This window comes from Azospirillum sp. TSO22-1 (genome assembly GCF_003116015.1).
Taxonomy (GTDB): Bacteria; Pseudomonadota; Alphaproteobacteria; order Azospirillales; family Azospirillaceae; genus Azospirillum.
This window is the reverse complement of the sequence record NZ_LGQZ01000002.1, coordinates 83,422-101,988: the sequence shown is the minus strand read 5'-3', so window position 1 is coordinate 101,988 and position 18,567 is coordinate 83,422. Positions and strand designations below refer to the sequence as shown.

The following is an 18,567-nucleotide window of genomic DNA, read 5'->3' as shown; positions in this document are numbered from 1 at the left end:
AGTTGAAGCCGAGGTCCTCGCGGATGGTGCGGGCGACCTCCGACACGCGCACCCGCAGCATCACCTGGGTGCCGCCGGTGACCGTCAGGCGGTTCAGCACCTCGCTGTTCTCGCCGCCGGCGTAGCGCTGGGCGAGGCGTCGGGCGTCCTCCGCCTCGGCCGCGCTGGCGACGCTGCCGGACAGCACCAGAGCCCCTTCCGACGCCGTGACCTTGAGCTGCCGGTTGGGGAAGCGCTCGCGCAGCGCGCGCTCCAGCCCGCTGAGGTTCTGGGTGACGGTGACGCGGCGGTTGAGCAGCACCTGCTCGCCGCTGTTGACGGCGATCAGCGAGGTCTCGCCCGGCTTCTTGCCAAACAGATAGACCATGGTCGGCGACATGACCTGGAGGTCGGCGATGTCCGGGTTGGCGATGAAGACGCTGGACGCCGGCTGCGGCAGCCTCACCATCTGCCCCTTGTCCTGCTCGATACGCAACGGCGCTCCGTCCTGCGCCCGGGCGAACCCGGCCCAGACGAACAGCAGCATCAACACACAGCACAGGACACGACGCGTCATGGGATCGACCACCGGGATCAACGGGAGAAGGTGACTTCCGCGGAAGAGGAACCGCGGATCACCTGAACTTTTACCACTCCGGCGGGGCTTTCGCTCGGCGAACTTTCTGGGACCGACGGCGCGGCGGGAGCGGTGACCGCGCCGGACACCGCGAGGCTGAGGTCGCGGTCCCAGGTGATGGTGTGCGCCGGGCGCATCATCGCGTCCGGGGCGGCGTCGGTGGCGGTGACCGCCAGCCCCTCGGCCGCGGCCATCTGCAGGCGCTCGGCATCGGGCACGCCAAGGCTGCGCAGGGAGAGCGACAGGCGCCCCATCTCGGCCGCCAGCGCCACCGCCTCGGCCTGGCGCGGCGTGACCTCCAGGGTGGCGAGCTGCGCCGGCTTGGCCTCGCCCTTCTGGTCGTTGACGCGTTGGTCGAGCGCCAGCACGCGCACGTCCGCGAGCACCGTCTCGCTCGCGCGGCGCTCGCGCTCCTGCCCCTCCTCCTTGACCGCCTGGGTGAGGATCAGGTCGACACGGTCGCCCGGGAAGATGAAGCCGGCGATGCCGGTGACGCCGTTGATGGCGACGCTGACCGCGCGGTTGCCGGGGCTCAGCACCGCCGCCAGGAAGCCGCGGTCACCCGGCTTCACCAGCCGCCCCTCGACCACCGGCTCGCCGGCGCGCAGGCCGTTGCGCACGACGGCGCCGGTGAACTCCTCGGCGTGACGCTGGCCCTCGACCATGTAGGTGCCGGCCACCCCGTCATCCTCCGGCCACGCCCGCCAGCGCAGCTGCGACGGCTGCACCAGCGTGCCGGCCGGCAGGTCCGACGCCGCCACCAGCACGCGCAACGTCTTCGGGGCCGGCGGCGCCTGCACCGCGGCGACCGGCGCCGGCTGCTGCACCAGCGCGCGGGTCAGCTGCACCGTCACGCCGGCGATGCCGAGGGCGAGCACCAGGAGGATGATCTTGCGGACGGACATGGCACGACCTCTTTACGCGGAAAACGCCGCGGAGCCCGGGGCTCGCGGCGTTGCACACGCTGGAGCGGCGAAAGCCGCGGGATCGCCGGCGGGCAGCGGCGGCGCCCTGCGCCCGCCGCTCCCGTGCGTCGCCCCGGCGGTCAGCCCCTTCAATTCGCCCCTGCGGGGCTACCGGACCGACCGGCTGATCAAGGAGTCTTGGGCTTCAGGCCGGTGTCGACGCTGGTCAGGATGGTGTTGATCTTGTCGCCGATACCGCCGCTGAAGCCGGCGACCACGACGGCGACCATGGCGAGCAGCAGCGCGTATTCGATCGCGGTAGCGCCGGACTCGTCCTTCATCAGCGAACGGATCTGGGAGAGCATGGAAACCTCCATTGGGGCGAATGTTGTTGATTTTGCCGTTGTTCGCGAGTGTTCATAGCGATCGGCCACACCGTGATTAGATAACAAAGTTATTAACGAAAGATTAAGCCGGAGCATTTGCGTTAGAAAATCTGTGGCAATCCAAGTAAAACCATTTCCGCCTTCTTTTTATCTTCTTTTTATCACGGAATGCGGAAAGGATTTTTTCAGGCTTTCACCGCAACATGCCGCCGCTTTAAAGCTGGATCCGCCTGATTTTTCCGCGGAGGTCACCGACAATATAGTTCTAATTTCGAAGCATTTTTGCGGCAATGCAGCGACAAACCGGTCGCAGCTTCCCAGCACTGTGTTAGTAATGAAACGTATGTTATTTGGCTTGAACAGACCTGGAGAATCGCCGTACGGTAATACGCAAGTCGGCCAGGTGAGGTTGACGAGCAATACGGCGCTGAAAGCGATTACCCCGCGACTCGGGGATTGACCGCAACGGTGACTGAGAGTCCAACGATGAGCATGTACTATCCATGCCCGCTAGGGCAGCCGGCCCGCCCCTCGCCGGCCCGCCGCTTGGCGTTCGCGGCCCTGCTGCTGCTGCTGCTTCCGCTGGCCGGGGCCGTCGGCTACGGCGCGGACGCGGTGCGCGGCTACATGGTGCAGGCCCGGCTGACGCGCGCGGTGGACGAGGCGGCGCTGGCCGGCGGCCGCGTGCTGTTCGACAACCAACGCGACGGCCATATCCGCAAGTTCTTCGCCACCGCCTTCCCCACCGGCTTCCTGGGCGCCGAGCCGGCGCCGCTGGCCATCGCCGACAACCCCACGGACGGGACGCTGACGGTGCGCGGCACGGCGGTGGTGCGCTCCGGCCTGCTGCGGCTGCTGGGCTTCCAGGACTTCACGCTGGAGGCGCGCTCGGTGGTGCGCCGCGCCAGCCGCAACGGCGACGTCACAGCGGTGGTCCGCCGCACCGCCATCTGATCCCAGGCACGAGTCGGACAGAAAAACGGCGGTGTCCGTGGGGATGCCGCCTTCTCACTTGCGTCGTGTGCGGTCACACGAACGGCCGTACGGTCGCCCGGGACAACACGCGCGCGTGCCGATTGTTTGCCGTGGGAAGACGAGCGCGGGCAGATCAGGGCGTATCGACGACCGCGGCGATGACTTCGGCCCGCCACGGCTTGGGCACGAAGGGGTAGCCGGCGACCTGCTCCTCCCCGACATAGCCGGAGGTGAGCACCACGCGGATGTCGGGGCGCAGCCTGGCGATCTCCTGCGCCAGCTGGGTGCCGTCCATGCCGGGCATCCGCACGTCGGCCAACACGAGGCGGATCTGCGGCTTCTCCTCGAGCAGGCGCAGGGCGTCGGCACCGTTGTAGGCACCGTAGGTGCGCAGCCCCAGATCCACGAACAGGTCGACCCCGGTGGCGCGCACCAGCGGGTCGTCCTCGACCACCAGCACCGCCCAGTTCCGGCCCCCGCCCGCGTTCATCGACTGACCCATGATATTCGATCCGAAACCAACCTTGGATTGGAAGCACCGTCTCCGGTGCATCACTGGTTGGAAGTATTAGCACAATGGCGTCTGGCGCTCGACATGACATAGGTTAAGGTCGCCGGCTCCCGCCACCCGGCGCGACGCCCTCAAGCCTACGCTTCCGGAGAGGGTATGGGATACCACCTTCGGCCGGGAGGCGGCTAATCGGCGGCCAGCGGCTCGACCGCGCCGAGCCACGGGCGCTCCAGGCTGGGGCGGCCGAAGTGCCAGCCCTGCAGCAGCCGCACCCCCTCGCGCCGCAACGCCGTAGCCTGCGTCTCGTCCTCGACGCACTCGGCCACGGTGGTCAGGCCGAAGCCGCGGGCCAACCCGACCAGAGTGCGTATGAACAGCAGCGCCTCGGCGCTGTCATGCATGTCGCGCACGAAGGCGCCGTCGATCTTGACGATGTCCACCGGCAGAGCGCGCAGGTGCTGGTAGGAGATGTAGCCCGCCCCGAAGTCGTCGAGCGCCACCCGGCAGCCCATCGTGCGCACCGCGGCGACGAAGCGCGCGGCCTCGTCCAGGTCCTCGATCACCGCGGTCTCGGTGATCTCGACGATCAGGCGGCTGGCGATCTCCGGCCGGTCGGCGAGCATGCCCTGCAACGCGGCGAGCCACGTCCGGTCGCCGGTCGTCTCGGCCGAGACGTTGAGCGACAGCTGCACCTCGTCGTGGGCGCGCAGTTCGCGCAGCGCCATGCCCAGCGTGTGGTGATCGACCCGCCGCGCCATCCCCAAGCGCTCGACCGCCGGCACGAACTGCCCGGCCGGCAGCACCGACCCGCCGTCGCCGTCCATGCGCAGCAGGCACTCGAAGAAGTCCACCCCGCCGGACGAATCGACCACGGGCTGGAAGGCGAAGCGCAGGCTATCGCTCATCAGCGCGGCCTTGACCCGCTGGCCGATGGCGAGGCTGGCGCGCAGCGCGCTCTGCTGCAGGCTGGTGGCGTGGTGCGGCCAGAAACAGTCGCGGCCCTGGCGCTTGGCCTCGTGCAGCGCGGTGTCGGCGCGGGTCATCGCCTCCTCGACGCTGCCGGCGTCGCGCCCGGCGACGATGCCGCCGACCGACACCGTGGCGTGGATCGGCCCGGCCGGGGAGGCGATCGGCCCGGCCCGCACCGCCGCCAGCAGCTTCTCGGCGACGGCGGGCATGTGCTCCTCCGGGCAGTGCGGCAGCACCACGCCGAAGATGTCGCCGCCGCCCCGCCCGACGGTGTCGCCCGGTCGCACCACCGCGGCGAGGCGGCGCGCCACCTCCACCACCACCGCGTCGGCGGCGGCGTGGCCCAGCGCCTCGTTGACCAGCCCCAGCTTGTCGATGCCCACCGCCAGATACACGGCCGAGCGCTCGAACCGACCGGCGGCGACCAGCGCCTGGTGCAGCGAATCGCGCAGGCGGTTGAGGTTGACCAGCCCGGTCATCGGGTCGAAGTGCGCCTGCTGCTCCAGTTCGACCTCGTAGGCCTTGCGGCCGTCGATGGTGCGCAGCATGCCGTACAGCCGCACCGGCGTGCCGTCGGCCGCGCGCTCCACCCGCCCGCGGTCGTGCACCCAACGCTGGGCGCCGTCGGCCAGCCGCAGCCGGTAGTCCACGTCGAAGGGCGTGTCATGGTCGATGTGGCGCGACAGCACGCGGCGGCGGCGGGCACGGTCGTCGTCACGGATGCACCGGCGCAGCTCCTCGCCGTTGCCCACCGGATCGCCGCCGAACAGACACCGCGCGTCGCCGGCCCAGGTGATGGTGTCCGCCGCGAAGTCCCAGCAGTAGCCGACGTCGCCGGCCGCGGCGACCGCGGCGGCCATGATCGACTGGTCTTCGGCGTGTCCACTCATGCTCCGGCCCTCGCCGTCCGGGATACCGCCACACGGCCCGCCGGACAGCCTTCTGCTCCTTGGGAAGCTAGCCGCGCTTCCTTTAAACCGGATTAACGTAAAATGCTGCCGAGCGCAGGGTCATGCGGGCACGCCGACGAACCGTTACGCGGAAATTAACGTTTCGGGAACCCTGCGCGCGTAAGCTTCCGGCAGACCAACCTGTGACCTTTTGCCCCGTGACCAGCATCGCCGCCATCCCGCCGCCCTCAGCCTACGTTCGGAGCAGCGCTCCGACCGGGACGCTGAAGCTGCGCCAGATGCTGGAATCCGATGCGATCGCGGTGCGGCCGATCCAGCCGATCCCCGACGAGGACCGGCGCCTGCGCGACCCCAGGGTCGACGAATCGCAGCAGACCTCCGAGGACGCGGTCCGCCGCGGCTCCGGCGCCTCCGGCGATGCGGTGCGCAGCCGCGCGCCCGGCTCCGCCACCGAGGCCGGCCAGCCGCGCGCCGAGAGCGGCGTCCGCGCCGAGGCCGCGCCGCCGCCCCCACCGCAGCAGCAAGCCGCGGCGAGCCCGAGCACCGGGTTCCTCACCCAGAGCATCGCGCAGGAAGCCATCGGCAGCGGCCTGCACATCGAGCCCTGGGCCGCCGCCCTTGGCGCTTACCGCCGCGCCGCTGCCGCGCCGCGCGAGTCGCTGGTCAGCAACGTCTCGGTCTGAACGGAATAGTCCCGCGACCGGCAGCGTTCATCCAGAACAAGCCTCTTTCTGGAGCGCTCCGATGCACACCCGGTTGCTGGCTGCGGCGGCAGCCATCCTGTTCACCGCCATCACCCCCTCGCTGGCCCAGGCGCACGACCACAACGGATGGGGTGGCGGCTGGGGCGGCGGCCGCGGCTATATGCGGGAACTGCGCGAGGCGTGCGACTGGGGCAACCGGCGGGCCTGCGTCCGCCTCGGCCGCGAGATCGAGCAGCGCCGCGAGGCGCGCCGCCAGTGGGCGCCCCCGCCGCCGCCGCCGTGGGCCCGCGATCCGTGGCGTGACCAGCGCTGGGATCCGTACCGTCGGCCATGGTGAGGCCCCGGCACCTGTCCGGGCGGGAGAGGGCTTCCCTCCCTTTGCGCCGTTGCGAGGCCTATGACCGAAGGCTTAAGTGCAGCGTGTCGCCGCTTCTCCGCACAGAGCTTTTTGCGTCATGGCCGAACACGACGTCGTCGCCTCCTCGCCTTCGAGACCGCGCTGCCAACACTGCGGCGACCTGATCCTGCCCGGCCAGGCACGCTGGGCCGGCGATCCGCAGGGGCATGCCTGGCACTACGCCTGCGCCGAGAAGGCGAACAAGACGACGCGCCAGCCGCCATTGTCGCAGGGACGGCCGAGCGCGTGGTGGCAGCGGTAGGAAAACGGACTAATCGTCCCCGTACAGTTGCTCCTGCTGGTAGGCCTGCAGCCCGATCCGCTGGATGAGGTCGAGTTGGGTTTCCAGCCAGTCGATGTGCTCCTCGGTGTCGTCGAGGATGCTCACCAGGATCTCGCGGCTCTGGTAGTCCTTGATGGCCTCGCAGTCGGCGATGGCCGTCTGGAGGTTACCGCGGTTGCCGGACTCGATGCCGAGGTCGGCGGTCAGCATCTCCACCAGATCCTCGCCGATCTTCAACTTGTGCAGGTCCTGGAGGTTGGGCAGGCCTTCAAGGAACAGGATACGCTCGATCAGCTTGTCGGCGTGCTTCATCTCGCCGATGGATTCCTCGTAGACCTTGTGGGCGATGCGCTTGAGCCCCCAGTTCTTCAGCATGCGCGCATGCAAGTAATACTGGTTGATGGCGGTCAACTCATTCGTGAGTATGGTGTTGAGGTGCCGGATGACTGTCGGATCGCCCTTCATCGATGCCTCCCGTCTGAGCCCTGCGAGTCCAATCTAGGTCGCCGCGGCGCCGGTCAAGCCGCGCCACGCAAAAAGCCGCACCTCTTGCATGGTCACCCCGTGGGAACGTGCAGCAGCGCCAGCGGGAAGCGGTCCAGCAGCGCGGTCAGCGGCAGCCGGCCGTCAGGCGGCAGGCCGACGGTGCGGCCGGTGAAGACATCCACCGGCGCCGCTGTCTCCAGCAGTTCGGGCAGCATCAACGCGGTGTCGCCCCAGACCTCGGCCGGCGGCAGCGGCACCGCCACGCCCTGCATCAGCGGCAGCGTCAGGCGCGGCGCCACGGCCAGCGCGAAGCCGTCGCCGGCCCGGCGCAGGAAGGCGACCACCCGCTCGGCGTGGTCGCCCACCGCCTCCACCGGGCGGTAGTCGCCGGCGGCGAACAGCGCCGCCTCGCGCTTGCGCAGGTCCAGGGTGCGGGCGACGACGAACTGCTTGATGCGGCCATCGCGCCAGCCGTCGATCAGGCGCGCGACCTCCGGTGCGTCGGTCAGCGCCGTGTGGCGGGCGGCGTAGTCCACCGGACGGCGGTTGTCGGGATCGACGAGGCTGAGATCCCAGAAGTCGGTCCCCTGGTAGATGTCCGGCACGCCCGGCGCGGTCAGCTTCAACAGCGCCTGCGACAGGCCGTTGAGCGCGCCGACCGGCGCCACCGTCTCCAGCAGGTCCATCAGCTCGGCCAGGAAGGTGGCGCTGCGCTCGGGATCGAGCACGCCCTGGACGAAGCGCGTCAGCGCCTCCTCGTAGTCGGCGTTGGGCGCGGTCCAGGAGGAGCGCACCTTGGCCTCGCGCACCGCCTTGGTCATATAGGCGCGGATGCGCTCGCAGAAATCCTTCAGACCCTCGCCCGTCGGCCAGCCGAGGTCGAGCGGCCACGCGCCGACCAGGGTCTGGTACAGCATGTACTCGTCGTTGCGGCCGGGCGCGGCGAGGCCGTCGATCTCCCGCTTCTTGAAGCGATTCATGCGCTGCCAGCGGCGCACCCGCTGTTCCCACAGCTCCGGCATCTCGGACAGCACGCAGATGCGGGCGCGGGTGTCCTCGCCGCGCTTGTGGTCGTGGGTGGCGGTGGCCAGCAGGTTGAAGGGGAAGCGCTTGAGGCGCTCCTGGTTCACATGGTGGAAGGCCGACGGGCTGGTGCCCCACCGGCTCGGCTCGCCGCCCACCTCGTTCAGCGCGACGAGGCGGAAGTAGCGGTAGAACACCGTGTCCTCCAGCGACTTCGCCATCACCGGGCCGGTGAACTGCTGGAACTTCATGGCGATGGCGACGACGTCCGCCGGCCTGTAGCCGTGCCGGCCGCGGCCCGTCCCCTCCTGCTCGCGCGCGAGGTCGGTGGTCAGCACGCCATGCAGGAAGTCGTACACCGAGGCGTCGGCGGCGCCGGCCAGCTTGCGGGCGCGGGCGACCGCCCAGTCCAGGTACTTGCGGTCCCCCTCGTCCACCCGGTCGGCCGTCACGTAGGTGCGGTAGACCGGCAGGCAGGCGGCGACGTCCACCAGGGCGCGGCGGATGCCGGTGAAGGTGAAGTCGCGGGTGTTCCAGCTCTCCTGCGCCAGCCGGTGGATCTGCGAGGCGAGCACGTGCAGCTCGCTCGCCAGGCTGGACAGCATCACCTTGCGCTTGGTCTCGACGACCATCTTCCCGAAATCGACCTCGCGGCGGATGAAGCCGTGGTAGGTCCGGGTCATCGCCTCTTCGGCGGCCGGATCGACGAACAGGCCGCCAACGAGGTTCATGAACTCGTAGCCGGTGGTGCCGGCGACCGGCCAGTCCGCGCGCAGGGTCTCGTGGTGCGCCAGGATCTTCTCCACCACCACGTAGAACGGCTGCTTGAGCCGCACGCCGGGCGGGTCGAGCGCCGAGGCGCCGACGTTCAGCGTCAGGTACGCCGCGCGGTCCTGCAACCGCTCGCAATACTCGACCGGGTCGTACAGGCCGTCGATGTGGTCGAGGCGGATGCCCTGCAGCTTGCCCTCGCCGATCAGGCGGAAGACGAGGCGGTGCGCCAGCTCGAACAGCTCCGGCCGTTCGATGCGCAGGCCGGCGAGGTCGTTGATGTCGAAGAAGCGGCGGTAGTTGATCTCGTCCGCCGCGACGCGCCAGAAAGCGACGCGGTAGTGCTGCTCCTCCAGCAGGCGGTGCAGCTCATGGAAGCTGTCCGGCTGGCCGGGGGTGCCGTTGATGTGGGCGACCGCCTGCCCGATGGCGGAAGCGATGCCGGGGTGGGCGGCAACGGTGGCGGCGAGCTGGGCGCGCAGTTCCTCCGCCTCGCGGTGCACGGTCGCCTGGCGCTGCACCGACCGGGGCGTGCTGCCCAAACCGGCGAAGGCGGCGACCAGCGCATCGAGCGCGACGCCCTCGGCCATCAACAGGTCGCGCGCCGCCTTCAGCAGGCGCGGGTAGTTGCGCACGGCTACGGGCAAGCGGTGCGACCAGTACCAGACGCTGAAGGCGCCGCGCTCCGCGTCGAACTTCAATTGCAGCTCGCCGCGTTCCAGCACCGCGCCGTAACGGTCGCCGAGGAAGGGCAGCAGCACCTTGCCGTGCATGCGGGTTTCCGCCGGCTCCCAGTCGATGTCGAAGAACTGCGCGAAGGGCGAGGCCGGCCCCCACTCCAGCACGTCGAGCCACCAGGGGTTGTCGCTGGCGCCGACGCCCATGTGGTTGGGCACGAAGTCGAGGATCAGGCCGATGCCGTGCTCGTGCAGCGCCGCGACGAAGCGGTCGAAGGCGGCTTCGTCGCCGATCTCCGGGTTGACGCGGGTGTGGTCGGTGATGTCGTAGCCGTGCGTCGAGCCCGACCGCGCCATCAGGAACGGCGAGGCGTAGACGTGGCTCACCCCCAGCGCCGCGAAGTACGGCGCCAGCCCGGTCGCTTGACCGAAGGTGAACTCCTTGCTGAACTGCAGGCGGATGGTCGCGCGGGGGACAGCGGGTGCTCCGGTCATGTCACACCGCGCGCGGCCGTGACCGCGGCGGCGAGCGAACGGACACCGCTGTCGGCGGCAATCTCCTCCACCGTCCTGCCCAGACGGCGGCGCCAGTTGGGATGCTGGTTGATGGTGCCCGGCAGGTTGGGCTGCTCGATCTCCCCGAGCGCGTCTTCGATCTGGACCATGACGATTCGCCCCGCTGTGGTGGCGAGATAACGGTGCGCCGCCTCCACCAGTTCCCGGCTGTAGGGCTGCCCGCCATCGTCGGTGGGATAGGAGGCCGGCTTCACCCCCTCGCGCGCGAGCGCCTGCAGCAGCCGCCAGCGGTCGACGCCGCGGTCCCAGGCATCCTTGTCCTGCGCCTCCTTGCCCGGATAGAGGTCGAGGCGCGTGCGCCACTCCAGGTCGTGGCCGGTCCAGAAGCCCTTGAAGGTGGCGAGGTCGTGCGTGGTGATGGTCACCATGGCGTCCGCCGGATAGGCGCCAGGCGGCAGGAAGCCACCGTCCGAGGCGCGCTCGAAGTACAGCACGCGGTAGCTGAGGATCCCCGCCGCCTGCATGGCCGGGCGGAAGCCCTCGGGCACCGTTCCCAAGTCCTCGCCGATGACGATGCAATTCTGCCGGCGCGATTCCAGCGCGATGATCCGCCGCAGGTCCTCGAACGGGTACTCGACGTAGGCGCCGTCGCCGCCGTCGGAGGGGATCCAGAACAGGTGCTTCAGCGCCATGACGTGGTCGATGCGCAACGCACCGGCGTGGCGCATGTTGGCGCGCACCATGCGGATGAACGGTTCGTACGCCGCCTCGCGCAGCGCCACCGGTGAGAACGGGGCGAGGCCCCAGTTCTGCCCCTTCATGTTGAACTGGTCCGGGGGTGCCCCGACGTTGGCGCCCTGCACCAGCACCTGGGGATCGGCCCAGGAGGCCGCCCCGCCAGGGTGCCCGGCAACCGCGAGGTCGCGGTAGAAGCCGAGGGCGAGGCCGGCCTTTCTGCCGCGGATCGCCGCCTGCTCCAGCTGGCGGTCGGCCTCCCACTGCAGGTATTCGAAGAACTCGACGCGCTCGGCGTGGTCGCGCGCGAAGTCGGCGACGGCGCCGCTGTCGGGAGAGCGGTACTCCTCCGGCCAGGTCTGCCATTGCCAGCGGTTCGGGTCGGCAGAGTAGAAGTGCTCGTGCAGCGCGTCGAACAGGGCGTGGCGGCGCAGATCCCCGCTCATCTCCCGCTGGAAGGCGCGGAATGCCTGTCCGCGCGGGCTGACATCGCCCTCCTTCAGGTGGTTGGCGTGGAAATAGGCGTGCAGCGTCCGCAGGACCGGCAGCTTGAGCCGCGCCACCGCCGGGTAGTCCACCAGCTCCGCCGCCCGCGCCGCCGCGAGGTCGCGCTGGAAGGCCTCCTGCGCGATGGCCTCCTGCGCGGCCGGCGCGTCGGCGAGGTCGGGCACCGCCTCCACGTCGATGTAGAGGACGTTGAGGAAGGTGCGGCTCGACGGCGAATAGGGGCCGAAATGGTGCGGGTCGGCCGGGAACAGCGCGTGCAGCGGGTTGAGCCCGACCAGCCCGGCGCCGAGCCCGCCCGCCGCCTCGGCGAAGCGCGCAAGGTCGTCGAAGTCGCCCATGCCCCAGTCGTCGGCGCTCTTGAGCGAATAGACCTGCACGCCAATGCCCCAGGTGCGCCCATCGGGCACCACGTCCTGCGGCATCACGCAGCGCTCCGGCGCCACGATCAGCCGGACCGCGCCCGACAGCGCGCCGCCCAGCCCGCGCGGGCGCACCTCGACGGTCAGCGTGTGGTAGCCGAGCGGCAGCCGGCGCGGCAGCGCCAGAGTGCGCCGCTCGAACCTCAGCCCGTCCAGCGCAACATTCGCCGCGACCGGCAGGCTGCCGAAGCCGGCCTCCCCACGCTGCTCCGCGCCGCCCTCCTCGGCGAGCGTCCAGATCAGCGTGGCGTCCTCCAGCCCGGCGGGGGCGCTGACGGGCACCGACAGCTCCGCGCCCTCGTCCAGCACCAGGACCGGCGGCAGCATGGTGCGCCAGGGGCGTTCCTCGACCGTGCGGAGGCTTTGGGCGATGGCCTCGTCGGAGCCGACGTCCAGCCCCATGGCCGAGATCAGCGCCACCTGCGTCTCGCGGGAGGTCTCGCGCCGGTTGCCCCAGATGTCGTGGTAGAAGGGCTCGATACCGACACGCTCGGCCAGCCGGTCCAGGTCGCTCATTCGCTCGTGTCTCCCCCGAAGCGCGTCTTGTTGGCGAGAGGATCGCGCGTCCACGCCGTTCCGTCCAGCGCCGCGCCGCCGCGCATGACAACAGGGGACATGCCGTCGGGATCCGGCGGCGCAGCCGCCTCGGAAGACGTACGACCGGAGACGGGCAGCTACGACGCCTTCGCCTCTTCGCCGCCCTCCGCCGCAGCCTTGGCGGCTTCGGCGGCCTTGGCCTGGGCGAGCTGTTCCAGCCGGCTGCGGTAGCCGGCCACCGCCGCCTCGACCTCGCGCACCATGGCGTCGAGCGGGCGGTCGGGGTCGGAGGCCTGCAGCAACTCATGCGACAGGATGACGGTGCGCTCCACCCCGCCGCCGTCGACAGTGCCGGCCTCGGCCTTGGCGCGGATCAGCTCGGCCAGTTGGCGGAGCGCGCGGGCCGCGGCCTTGGCCGCGGTGGTGTCGCGGTCGTCGGGCAGGCGGCGCACCAGTTCGTCCACCACCGCGGGGACGCGGGCGAGATGATCCAACGCCATGCGGTCGGGCGGCGCGGCGAGCAGACCGGTGCGGGCGAACTCCACCAGAAAGGCGGCCTGCACGGCAGAGCGCAGCACCTTCTGCTCGCTGACCTGCCGCACCGCGGTGGCCATCAACTGGCGGACGTGGCCGGTGTCCCAGCGGCCCATGGCCTTCAGCTTCAGCGTGTTGGGCACGTCGAGCAGCGGGATCTGCGCGCCCTCACGCGGCGACTTGCGGCGGTCCGGGCCGGTGTAGTCGGCGGTGACGACGAAGCCCTTGCGCTCACGGATCAGCGTGCCGATGCGGTCCAACACCTGCTTGGGCGAGACCGGCTTGACCAGCAGATCGTCGGCGCCCGAGTTGGTCACCCGCATCAGCAGCACCGGCGTCGGCTGCCACGTGGTGACGATCAGCCCGGCGAAGGGGTTGGGCGTGTTGGCGTCGTTGCGGACGGTGCGGACCAGCTTGAACGCCTCCGCCTCGGCCTCCTCGCCGTCGGCGTCGATCAGCACGAGGTCGGGCGTGCCGCCGGTCAGGCGCACCGCCGCTTCCTTGAAGCTGGAGAGCGTCTCGATCTTCTTGATGCCCAGGCGGCCGAGCACGTCGCGCATCAGCCGCAGGCTGTTGGGCTGGGTATCGACGATCGCCGCGTCGACCTGGGAGAAATCATAGTCGGGCATGACCCCGACCTTAGCACAATCGGGCGTGGCGGCTACCGGGCAACGTCGCCGCGGTCGGGAGATTCCACCAGCACGAAGACCAGCGCCGTGCGGCCGTCCACCGGGAGCGGCTTGCCGGACAGCACCATGCGCCCGTCGCCCGCCCCGTCCGCCACCCGGGTGTCGAGCACGCAGCGCCAACCGCGCCCGCCCGGCACGTCGGGCAAGGTGAACAGCACCGCGTCCACATGGGCGTTCAGCACGATCAGCAGCACCCCGTCGTCGGCATTCGTGCCGTCCCCGCGCAGGTACTGCCCGGCGTGGCCGTTGAGCAGCAGGCCGATGCAGCGGGCGTGCGTGTTGCGCCACTGCTCGGCGGTCTTCTCGGTGCCCGAGGGGGCGTACCAGGCGATGTCCTTGAGGCCGTCCTCCGACGCCACCCGGCCGTGCAGGAAGACCGGGCGGCGCAGCACCGGGTGCGCCTTGCGCAGCGCGATCAGCCGGCGGACGAAGGCCAGCATGCCGGCCCCCTCCCCGCCCACCCGCGCCCAGTCGAGCCACGTCAGCTCGTTGTCCTGGCAATAGGCGTTGTTGTTGCCGAGCTGGCTGTGCCCGACCTCGTCGCCGGCCAGCATCATCGGCGTGCCCTGCGACAGGAACAGCGTGGCCAGCAGGTTGCGCTTCTGCCGGTCGCGGATGGCGCGGATCTTCGGGTCGTCGGCCGGCCCCTCGACGCCGTAGTTGGACGAGTAGTTGGCGGAGTGGCCGTCGCGGTTGTTCTCGCCGTTGGCCCAGTTGTGCTTCTCGGTGTAGGAGACGAGGTCGTCCAGCGTGAAGCCGTCGTGCGCGGTGACGAAGTTCACCGACGACCACGCCTTGCGCCCGCGCTTCTCGAACAGGTCCGACGAGCCGGCGATGCGCCCCGCCACCTCCGGCAGCATGCCCTCATCGCCGCGCCAGTAGCGGCGCACGCTGTCGCGGTAGCGGTCGTTCCACTCGGCCCAGCCCGGCGGGAAGTTGCCGACCTGATAGCCGCCGGGACCGACGTCCCAAGGCTCGGCGATCAGCTTGACGCCGGCCAGCACCGGATCCTGCCGCACCGCATCGAGGAAGCCGCCGGCCGGATCGAAGCCGTAGCTCTCGCGCCCCAGCACCGTGGCGAGGTCGAAGCGGAAGCCGTCCACCCGCATGTCGGTGACCCAGTAGCGCAGGCTGTCCATCACCATCTGCAGCACGCGCGGATGCGTCAGGTTCAACGTGTTGCCGGTGCCGGTGTCGTCGATGTAGTAGCGCCTGTCGCCCGGCATCAACCGGTAGTAGCTGGCGTTGTCGATGCCGCGGAAGCTGAGCGTGGGGCCGAGGTGGTTGCCCTCGCCCGTGTGGTTGTAGACGACGTCGAGGATGACCTCGATCCCCGCCTCGTGCAGGCGCGAGACCATGGTCTTGAACTCCGACAGGACGCCGGTGGTCATGTAGCGCGGCTCGGGCGCGAAGAAGCCGATGGAGTTGTAGCCCCAGTAATTGTGCAGCCCCTGGATGGTCAGGTGGCGGTCGTCGGTGAAGGCGTGCACCGGCAGCAGCTCGACCGCCGTGATGCCCAGCCCCTTCAGATAGTCGAGCACCGCCGGCGTCGACAGCCCGGCGAAGGTGCCGCGCAGCGGCTTCGGCACGTCGGGGTGGCGCATGGTGAAGCCGCGGGCGTGCGCCTCGTAGATCACCGTGTCGGACCACGGCACCTCCGGCCTGCGGTCGTTGCCCCAGGTGAAGGCGGGGTCGACCACCCGGCACTTGGCCATGATGCGGGCGTTGTCGCGCCGGTCGAAGGACAGGTCCTCGCGCGTCGAGCCCAGGCGGTAGCCGTAATGCGCGTCCGACCAGCGGATGCCGCCGAACAGCGCCTTGGCGTAGGGGTCGAGCAGCAGTTTGTTCGGGTTGAAGCGGTGTCCGTTCGCCGGATCGTACGGCCCGTGCACCCGGTAGCCGTAGAGCTGCCCCGGCCGCGCCTCCGGCAGGTAGCCGTGCCAGACCTCGTCGGTGTGCTCGGGCAGCGCGATGCGTTCCACCTCGCGCTGGCCGGAGGGGTCGAACAGGCACAGCTCCACCTTCTCGGCGTTGGCGGAGAACAGCGCGAAGTTGACGCCGAACCCATCCCAGGTGGCGCCGAGCGGATAGGGCTTGCCGGGCCAGACGGTGGTGCGCTCGGACCCGTTCAAGGGCATCGGGGGTGGCTCCGGGTAGCGGACGGTGAAGCGGCGGAGCCGGCACCATCGGGCGTGTCACACCCCCGCAATAAACGAGAGCACACCTGGGGCGTCAAGGATCCCAGACCCGACCTCCGACCAAAATCATATGACAAAAAGATGATGTACGCCCGATTGATAGGAGGCTATGCCAAACTACTATTCATAAATTGCGGCGAATTCGCCCCGAATGCGTCATCCCTACAGGAGGGTCACCGGCATGGAGCAGAAGGCCTCCGCCGACTCCGCAGCCACCACGCCGACGGTCGCCGCCGAAGCAAAGGCGAAGCCGACCACCGCCACGCGCGTGCGCCTGACGCAGGAGCAGCTGAACGCCGTGGTCGCCCGTCACGAGGCCTTCGCGCGCTCGCGGCCGGGCGGAGCGCGGGCGATCCTCAAACTGTACGACCTGTCGGGGCTGGACCTCTCGGGGCGGGTGCTGGCCGGCGCCGATCTCACCGGCACGCGGCTGGTGGGGACGCGGCTGAACGGGACGGACCTGCAGGGGGCCTCGCTGTTCGGCAGCGACCTGCGCCGGGCGCAGATGGTGCGCGCCAACTTCGGCCGCGCCGACATGCGCGGCGTGCTGCTGCGCGGCGCCATGATGGCGGGATGCAACCTGATGCAGGCCGACCTGCGCAACGGCATGCTGATGAACGCGGCGGGCGGCGACCTGCGGCCGATGGTGCAGATGTCGGCGCAGGCCGACCTGTCGGATGCGGTGCTGGCGCGTTCCAACCTCAGCCAGGCGAAGATCTCCGACAGCTTCGTGCTGCAGACCGACCTGCGCGACACCTGCCTGCGCGGCAGCAAGCTGATGCGCGCCGACCTGCGCAACGCCGACCTCACCGGCTGCGACATGGAGGGCGCCGACCTGTCCGAGGCCAACCTGAGCGGCGCCAAGCTGGAGGGCGCCAACCTCAGCCGCACGGTGATGCGCCACACCAAGCTGGAGGGCGCCAACATGCTCGGCGCCCTGACCGACGGCGTCGACCTGACCACCGCCCGCCTGACCGGCGCCCGCCTGGCCGAGGCCCGCGCGCTGTACGGCGAGGAACTGGCCGAGATCCTGGAACAGCACGACGCCTGGGTCGTCAGCAACGGCAAGAACGGCAAGCGCGCCGACCTGTCGGGCCGCGACCTGTCGGGGCTGGACCTGTCGGGGGTGAACCTGTCGGCGGCGGTGCTGCGCACGGCGAAGATCCGCGCCGCCAACCTGTCCGGCGCCTCGCTGGTGACCGCCGACATGTCGCTGGCCGACCTGCGCGGCGCCACGCTGTTCGAGGCCGACCTGCGCGGCGTCAACCTGCACCGCGCCTCGATGGACGAGGCCGATCTGTCGAGCGCCCGCCTCGGCCCGCTGGTCATCACCGGCGGCCACCAGTGGCCGGCCGACCTGTCGCGCGCCCGCATGCGCAAGACCATCCTGGTCACCGCCGACCTCAGCAAGGCCAAGCTGGCCGGCGCCGACCTGGAGGGCGCCGACCTCAGCGGCGCCCGCCTGAGCGGTGCCAACCTGATGAACGCCATGCTGGCCGACGCCGAACTGGCCGGCGCCCGGATGGACGGCACCGACCTGCGCGGCGCGCAGGGGCTGTAACACACAGCCCCTGCGCGGGGCGAAGCGTCAGCTGCCGAACGGCGCCGGGCGCGGGGTGGCGTCGGCGGAGGGCGGCAGGATCGGCATCATGAAGCGCGGTTGATCGCCGGTCAGCGTCTTCAGAAAGGCGACGATCTTGGCGTTCTCGGTCGCGGTGAACGTCTTGCCGAGCTGGATGCGGCCCATGGTGTCCACGGCCTGGGTCAGCGTCACCGCCTCGCCGTCGTGGAAGTAGGGGTAGGTCAGCTCGACGTTGCGCAGGGTCGGGACCTTGAAGTTGAAGCGGTCGGCCTCGTCCTTGGTGACGGCGACGCGGCCTTCGGCCGGGCTGGTCGCCTTGTAGGCCTCGACCACGCCCATCTTCTGGAACGAGGCGCCGCCGACCGCCGGGCCGTTGTGACAGGCGACGCAGCCGCTGTCCTTGAACAGCTGGTAGCCCTCGACCTCGGCGGGAGCCAGCGCGGTCTTCTCGCCGTTCAGCCAGCGGTCGAAGCGCGAGTTCGGCGTGACCAGCGTCTCCTCGAAGGCGGCGATGGCCTTGGTGACCTTCTCGATATCGACCTTCGGGCTGCCGAACACCGCGTTGAACTCGGAGACGTAGCCGGGGATGGAGGCGAGCACCTCGACCGCCAGCGCGTGGGTGGAGGCCATCTCGCCCGGGTTGGCGATCGGGCCGCCGGCCTGCGCCTTCAGGTCCGCGGCGCGGCCGTCCCAGAACTGCGCGACGTTCATGCTGGAGTTCAGCACGGTGGGCGCGTTGATCGGACCCTTCTGCCAGTTGTGGCCGATCGAGGTCTTCAGGTTGTCGGTGCCGCCCATCGACAGGTTGTGGCACGAGTTGCACGAGATGAACCCGGACTTCGACAGCCGGGTGTCGAAATAGAGCTTCTTGCCGAGTTCGACCAGCGCCGGATCCTGCGGGGCGGCGGCCTTGATCGGCTGGATCGGCTCGTCGCTGGCGGCCTGGGCGGCGGAGACCACGCCGAAGGTGCCGGCGAGCAGCGCGACGACGGATACCACTACGCGCATCGACATCAGGACTCTCCCTTTTCTAGTTCTAAGGTACAGCGTAAATCGCTGGTACCGAACGGGAGCGTCCGCCTGACGCATTGGTAAGACCAGGGTACGTCGTGCCGCGCGACAACTTGCCCCAGGACAAGTGGGCGGTGCCGGATGGGGCGGAGTGTGGGCGGGCTCACAGCCGCGGAGGGGCCCGCGGCTCCAGGCTGCGCGGGTCGGCATCCGCCGGCTCGATCG

Annotated in this window: 16 protein-coding genes; 5 read left to right on the top strand and 11 right to left on the bottom strand. The window is 70.0% G+C overall.

Features of this window, described 5'->3' with window-relative positions; genetic code table 11:
• The 3 genes from TSO221_RS00660 to TSO221_RS00650 form a co-directional block, all read right to left on the bottom strand.
• Positions 1 to 556, bottom strand: a 556-nt coding sequence (locus TSO221_RS00660) for a pilus assembly protein N-terminal domain-containing protein (RefSeq protein WP_146208660.1), incomplete at its 3' end; no start/stop codon positions are given.
• Between the two features lie 17 nt (positions 557 to 573).
• Complete coding sequence (gene cpaB / locus TSO221_RS00655) at positions 574 to 1,521, bottom strand: Flp pilus assembly protein CpaB (RefSeq protein WP_109116549.1); 948 nt, start codon at positions 1,519 to 1,521, stop codon at positions 574 to 576.
• 188 nt (positions 1,522 to 1,709) lie between these two features.
• Complete coding sequence (locus TSO221_RS00650; protein ID WP_109116548.1) at positions 1,710 to 1,886, bottom strand: Flp family type IVb pilin; 177 nt, start codon at positions 1,884 to 1,886, stop codon at positions 1,710 to 1,712.
• A 507-nt stretch (positions 1,887 to 2,393) separates the two neighbouring features.
• On the opposite strand from TSO221_RS00650, the gene TSO221_RS00645 reads away from it, so the two are divergent.
• Positions 2,394 to 2,861: a pilus assembly protein TadG-related protein gene (locus TSO221_RS00645; protein WP_109116547.1), complete on the top strand. Its 468-nt coding sequence runs from the start codon at positions 2,394 to 2,396 to the stop codon at positions 2,859 to 2,861.
• A 154-nt stretch (positions 2,862 to 3,015) separates the two neighbouring features.
• Here TSO221_RS00645 and TSO221_RS00640 read toward each other — a convergent pair whose 3' ends face one another.
• Together TSO221_RS00640 and TSO221_RS00635 are read right to left on the bottom strand one after the other, a co-directional pair.
• Positions 3,016 to 3,384 (bottom strand): response regulator, encoded by a 369-nt coding sequence (locus TSO221_RS00640; protein ID WP_199229346.1) that lies wholly within the window; start codon positions 3,382 to 3,384, stop codon positions 3,016 to 3,018.
• Between the two features lie 194 nt (positions 3,385 to 3,578).
• The gene (locus TSO221_RS00635) at positions 3,579 to 5,252 is read right to left on the bottom strand and encodes an EAL domain-containing protein (protein WP_109116545.1); all 1,674 of its coding nucleotides are present in this window, start codon (positions 5,250 to 5,252) and stop codon (positions 3,579 to 3,581) included.
• A 218-nt stretch (positions 5,253 to 5,470) separates the two neighbouring features.
• On the opposite strand from TSO221_RS00635, the gene TSO221_RS00630 reads away from it, so the two are divergent.
• The 3 genes from TSO221_RS00630 to TSO221_RS34770 all read left to right on the top strand — a co-directional run bounded on the left by TSO221_RS00630 (position 5,471) and on the right by TSO221_RS34770 (position 6,636).
• Positions 5,471 to 5,956, top strand: coding sequence for a hypothetical protein (locus TSO221_RS00630; protein ID WP_109116544.1), 486 nt, complete (start codon positions 5,471 to 5,473; stop codon positions 5,954 to 5,956).
• A 61-nt stretch (positions 5,957 to 6,017) separates the two neighbouring features.
• Complete coding sequence (locus tag TSO221_RS00625; RefSeq protein ID WP_109116543.1) at positions 6,018 to 6,314, top strand: hypothetical protein; 297 nt, start codon at positions 6,018 to 6,020, stop codon at positions 6,312 to 6,314.
• 118 nt (positions 6,315 to 6,432) lie between these two features.
• Positions 6,433 to 6,636 (top strand): hypothetical protein, encoded by a 204-nt coding sequence (locus TSO221_RS34770; RefSeq protein ID WP_146208659.1) that lies wholly within the window; start codon positions 6,433 to 6,435, stop codon positions 6,634 to 6,636.
• Positions 6,637 to 6,645: 9 nt separating this feature from the next.
• Here TSO221_RS34770 and bfr read toward each other — a convergent pair whose 3' ends face one another.
• The 5 genes from bfr to glgX form a co-directional block, all read right to left on the bottom strand.
• A complete protein-coding gene (gene bfr, locus TSO221_RS00620) occupies positions 6,646 to 7,122 on the bottom strand; it encodes a bacterioferritin (RefSeq protein ID WP_109116542.1) in 477 nt (158 codons plus the stop codon).
• A 92-nt stretch (positions 7,123 to 7,214) separates the two neighbouring features.
• The gene (gene treY / locus TSO221_RS00615) at positions 7,215 to 10,109 is read right to left on the bottom strand and encodes a malto-oligosyltrehalose synthase (RefSeq protein ID WP_109116541.1); all 2,895 of its coding nucleotides are present in this window, start codon (positions 10,107 to 10,109) and stop codon (positions 7,215 to 7,217) included.
• Complete coding sequence (gene malQ / locus TSO221_RS00610) at positions 10,106 to 12,307, bottom strand: 4-alpha-glucanotransferase (RefSeq protein WP_109116540.1); 2,202 nt, start codon at positions 12,305 to 12,307, stop codon at positions 10,106 to 10,108. Before malQ ends, treY begins: the two co-directional genes overlap by 4 nt.
• 158 nt (positions 12,308 to 12,465) lie before the next feature.
• Entirely contained in the window at positions 12,466 to 13,491 is a 1,026-nt protein-coding gene (locus TSO221_RS00605) for a response regulator (protein WP_109116539.1), read from the bottom strand.
• Between the two features lie 32 nt (positions 13,492 to 13,523).
• The gene (gene glgX, locus TSO221_RS00600; protein ID WP_109116538.1) at positions 13,524 to 15,689 is read right to left on the bottom strand and encodes a glycogen debranching protein GlgX; all 2,166 of its coding nucleotides are present in this window, start codon (positions 15,687 to 15,689) and stop codon (positions 13,524 to 13,526) included.
• Between the two features lie 241 nt (positions 15,690 to 15,930).
• Here glgX and TSO221_RS00595 point away from each other — a divergent pair, with 241 nt between their 5' ends.
• Positions 15,931 to 17,310 carry a pentapeptide repeat-containing protein gene (locus TSO221_RS00595; RefSeq protein ID WP_109116537.1) on the top strand — a complete coding sequence of 460 codons (1,380 nt, stop codon included), beginning with the start codon at positions 15,931 to 15,933 and terminating at the stop codon, positions 17,308 to 17,310.
• A 27-nt stretch (positions 17,311 to 17,337) separates the two neighbouring features.
• Here TSO221_RS00595 and TSO221_RS00590 read toward each other — a convergent pair whose 3' ends face one another.
• Positions 17,338 to 18,345: a cytochrome-c peroxidase gene (locus tag TSO221_RS00590; RefSeq protein WP_199229345.1), complete on the bottom strand. Its 1,008-nt coding sequence runs from the start codon at positions 18,343 to 18,345 to the stop codon at positions 17,338 to 17,340.
• Between the last annotated feature and the right edge of the window lie 222 nt (positions 18,346 to 18,567).

Coding starts and splice junctions, on each gene's coding strand:
- cpaB (WP_109116549.1), bottom strand. CDS start 1,521: ATGTCCGTCCGCAAGATCATCCTCCTGGTGCTCGCCCTCGGCATCGCC.
- TSO221_RS00650 (WP_109116548.1), bottom strand. CDS start 1,886: ATGCTCTCCCAGATCCGTTCGCTGATGAAGGACGAGTCCGGCGCTACC.
- TSO221_RS00645 (WP_109116547.1), top strand. CDS start 2,394: ATGAGCATGTACTATCCATGCCCGCTAGGGCAGCCGGCCCGCCCCTCG.
- TSO221_RS00640 (WP_199229346.1), bottom strand. CDS start 3,384: ATGGGTCAGTCGATGAACGCGGGCGGGGGCCGGAACTGGGCGGTGCTG.
- TSO221_RS00635 (WP_109116545.1), bottom strand. CDS start 5,252: ATGAGTGGACACGCCGAAGACCAGTCGATCATGGCCGCCGCGGTCGCC.
- TSO221_RS00625 (WP_109116543.1), top strand. CDS start 6,018: ATGCACACCCGGTTGCTGGCTGCGGCGGCAGCCATCCTGTTCACCGCC.
- TSO221_RS34770 (WP_146208659.1), top strand. CDS start 6,433: ATGGCCGAACACGACGTCGTCGCCTCCTCGCCTTCGAGACCGCGCTGC.
- bfr (WP_109116542.1), bottom strand. CDS start 7,122: ATGAAGGGCGATCCGACAGTCATCCGGCACCTCAACACCATACTCACG.
- treY (WP_109116541.1), bottom strand. CDS start 10,109: ATGACCGGAGCACCCGCTGTCCCCCGCGCGACCATCCGCCTGCAGTTC.
- malQ (WP_109116540.1), bottom strand. CDS start 12,307: ATGAGCGACCTGGACCGGCTGGCCGAGCGTGTCGGTATCGAGCCCTTC.
- TSO221_RS00605 (WP_109116539.1), bottom strand. CDS start 13,491: ATGCCCGACTATGATTTCTCCCAGGTCGACGCGGCGATCGTCGATACC.
- glgX (WP_109116538.1), bottom strand. CDS start 15,689: ATGCCCTTGAACGGGTCCGAGCGCACCACCGTCTGGCCCGGCAAGCCC.
- TSO221_RS00595 (WP_109116537.1), top strand. CDS start 15,931: ATGGAGCAGAAGGCCTCCGCCGACTCCGCAGCCACCACGCCGACGGTC.
- TSO221_RS00590 (WP_199229345.1), bottom strand. CDS start 18,345: ATGTCGATGCGCGTAGTGGTATCCGTCGTCGCGCTGCTCGCCGGCACC.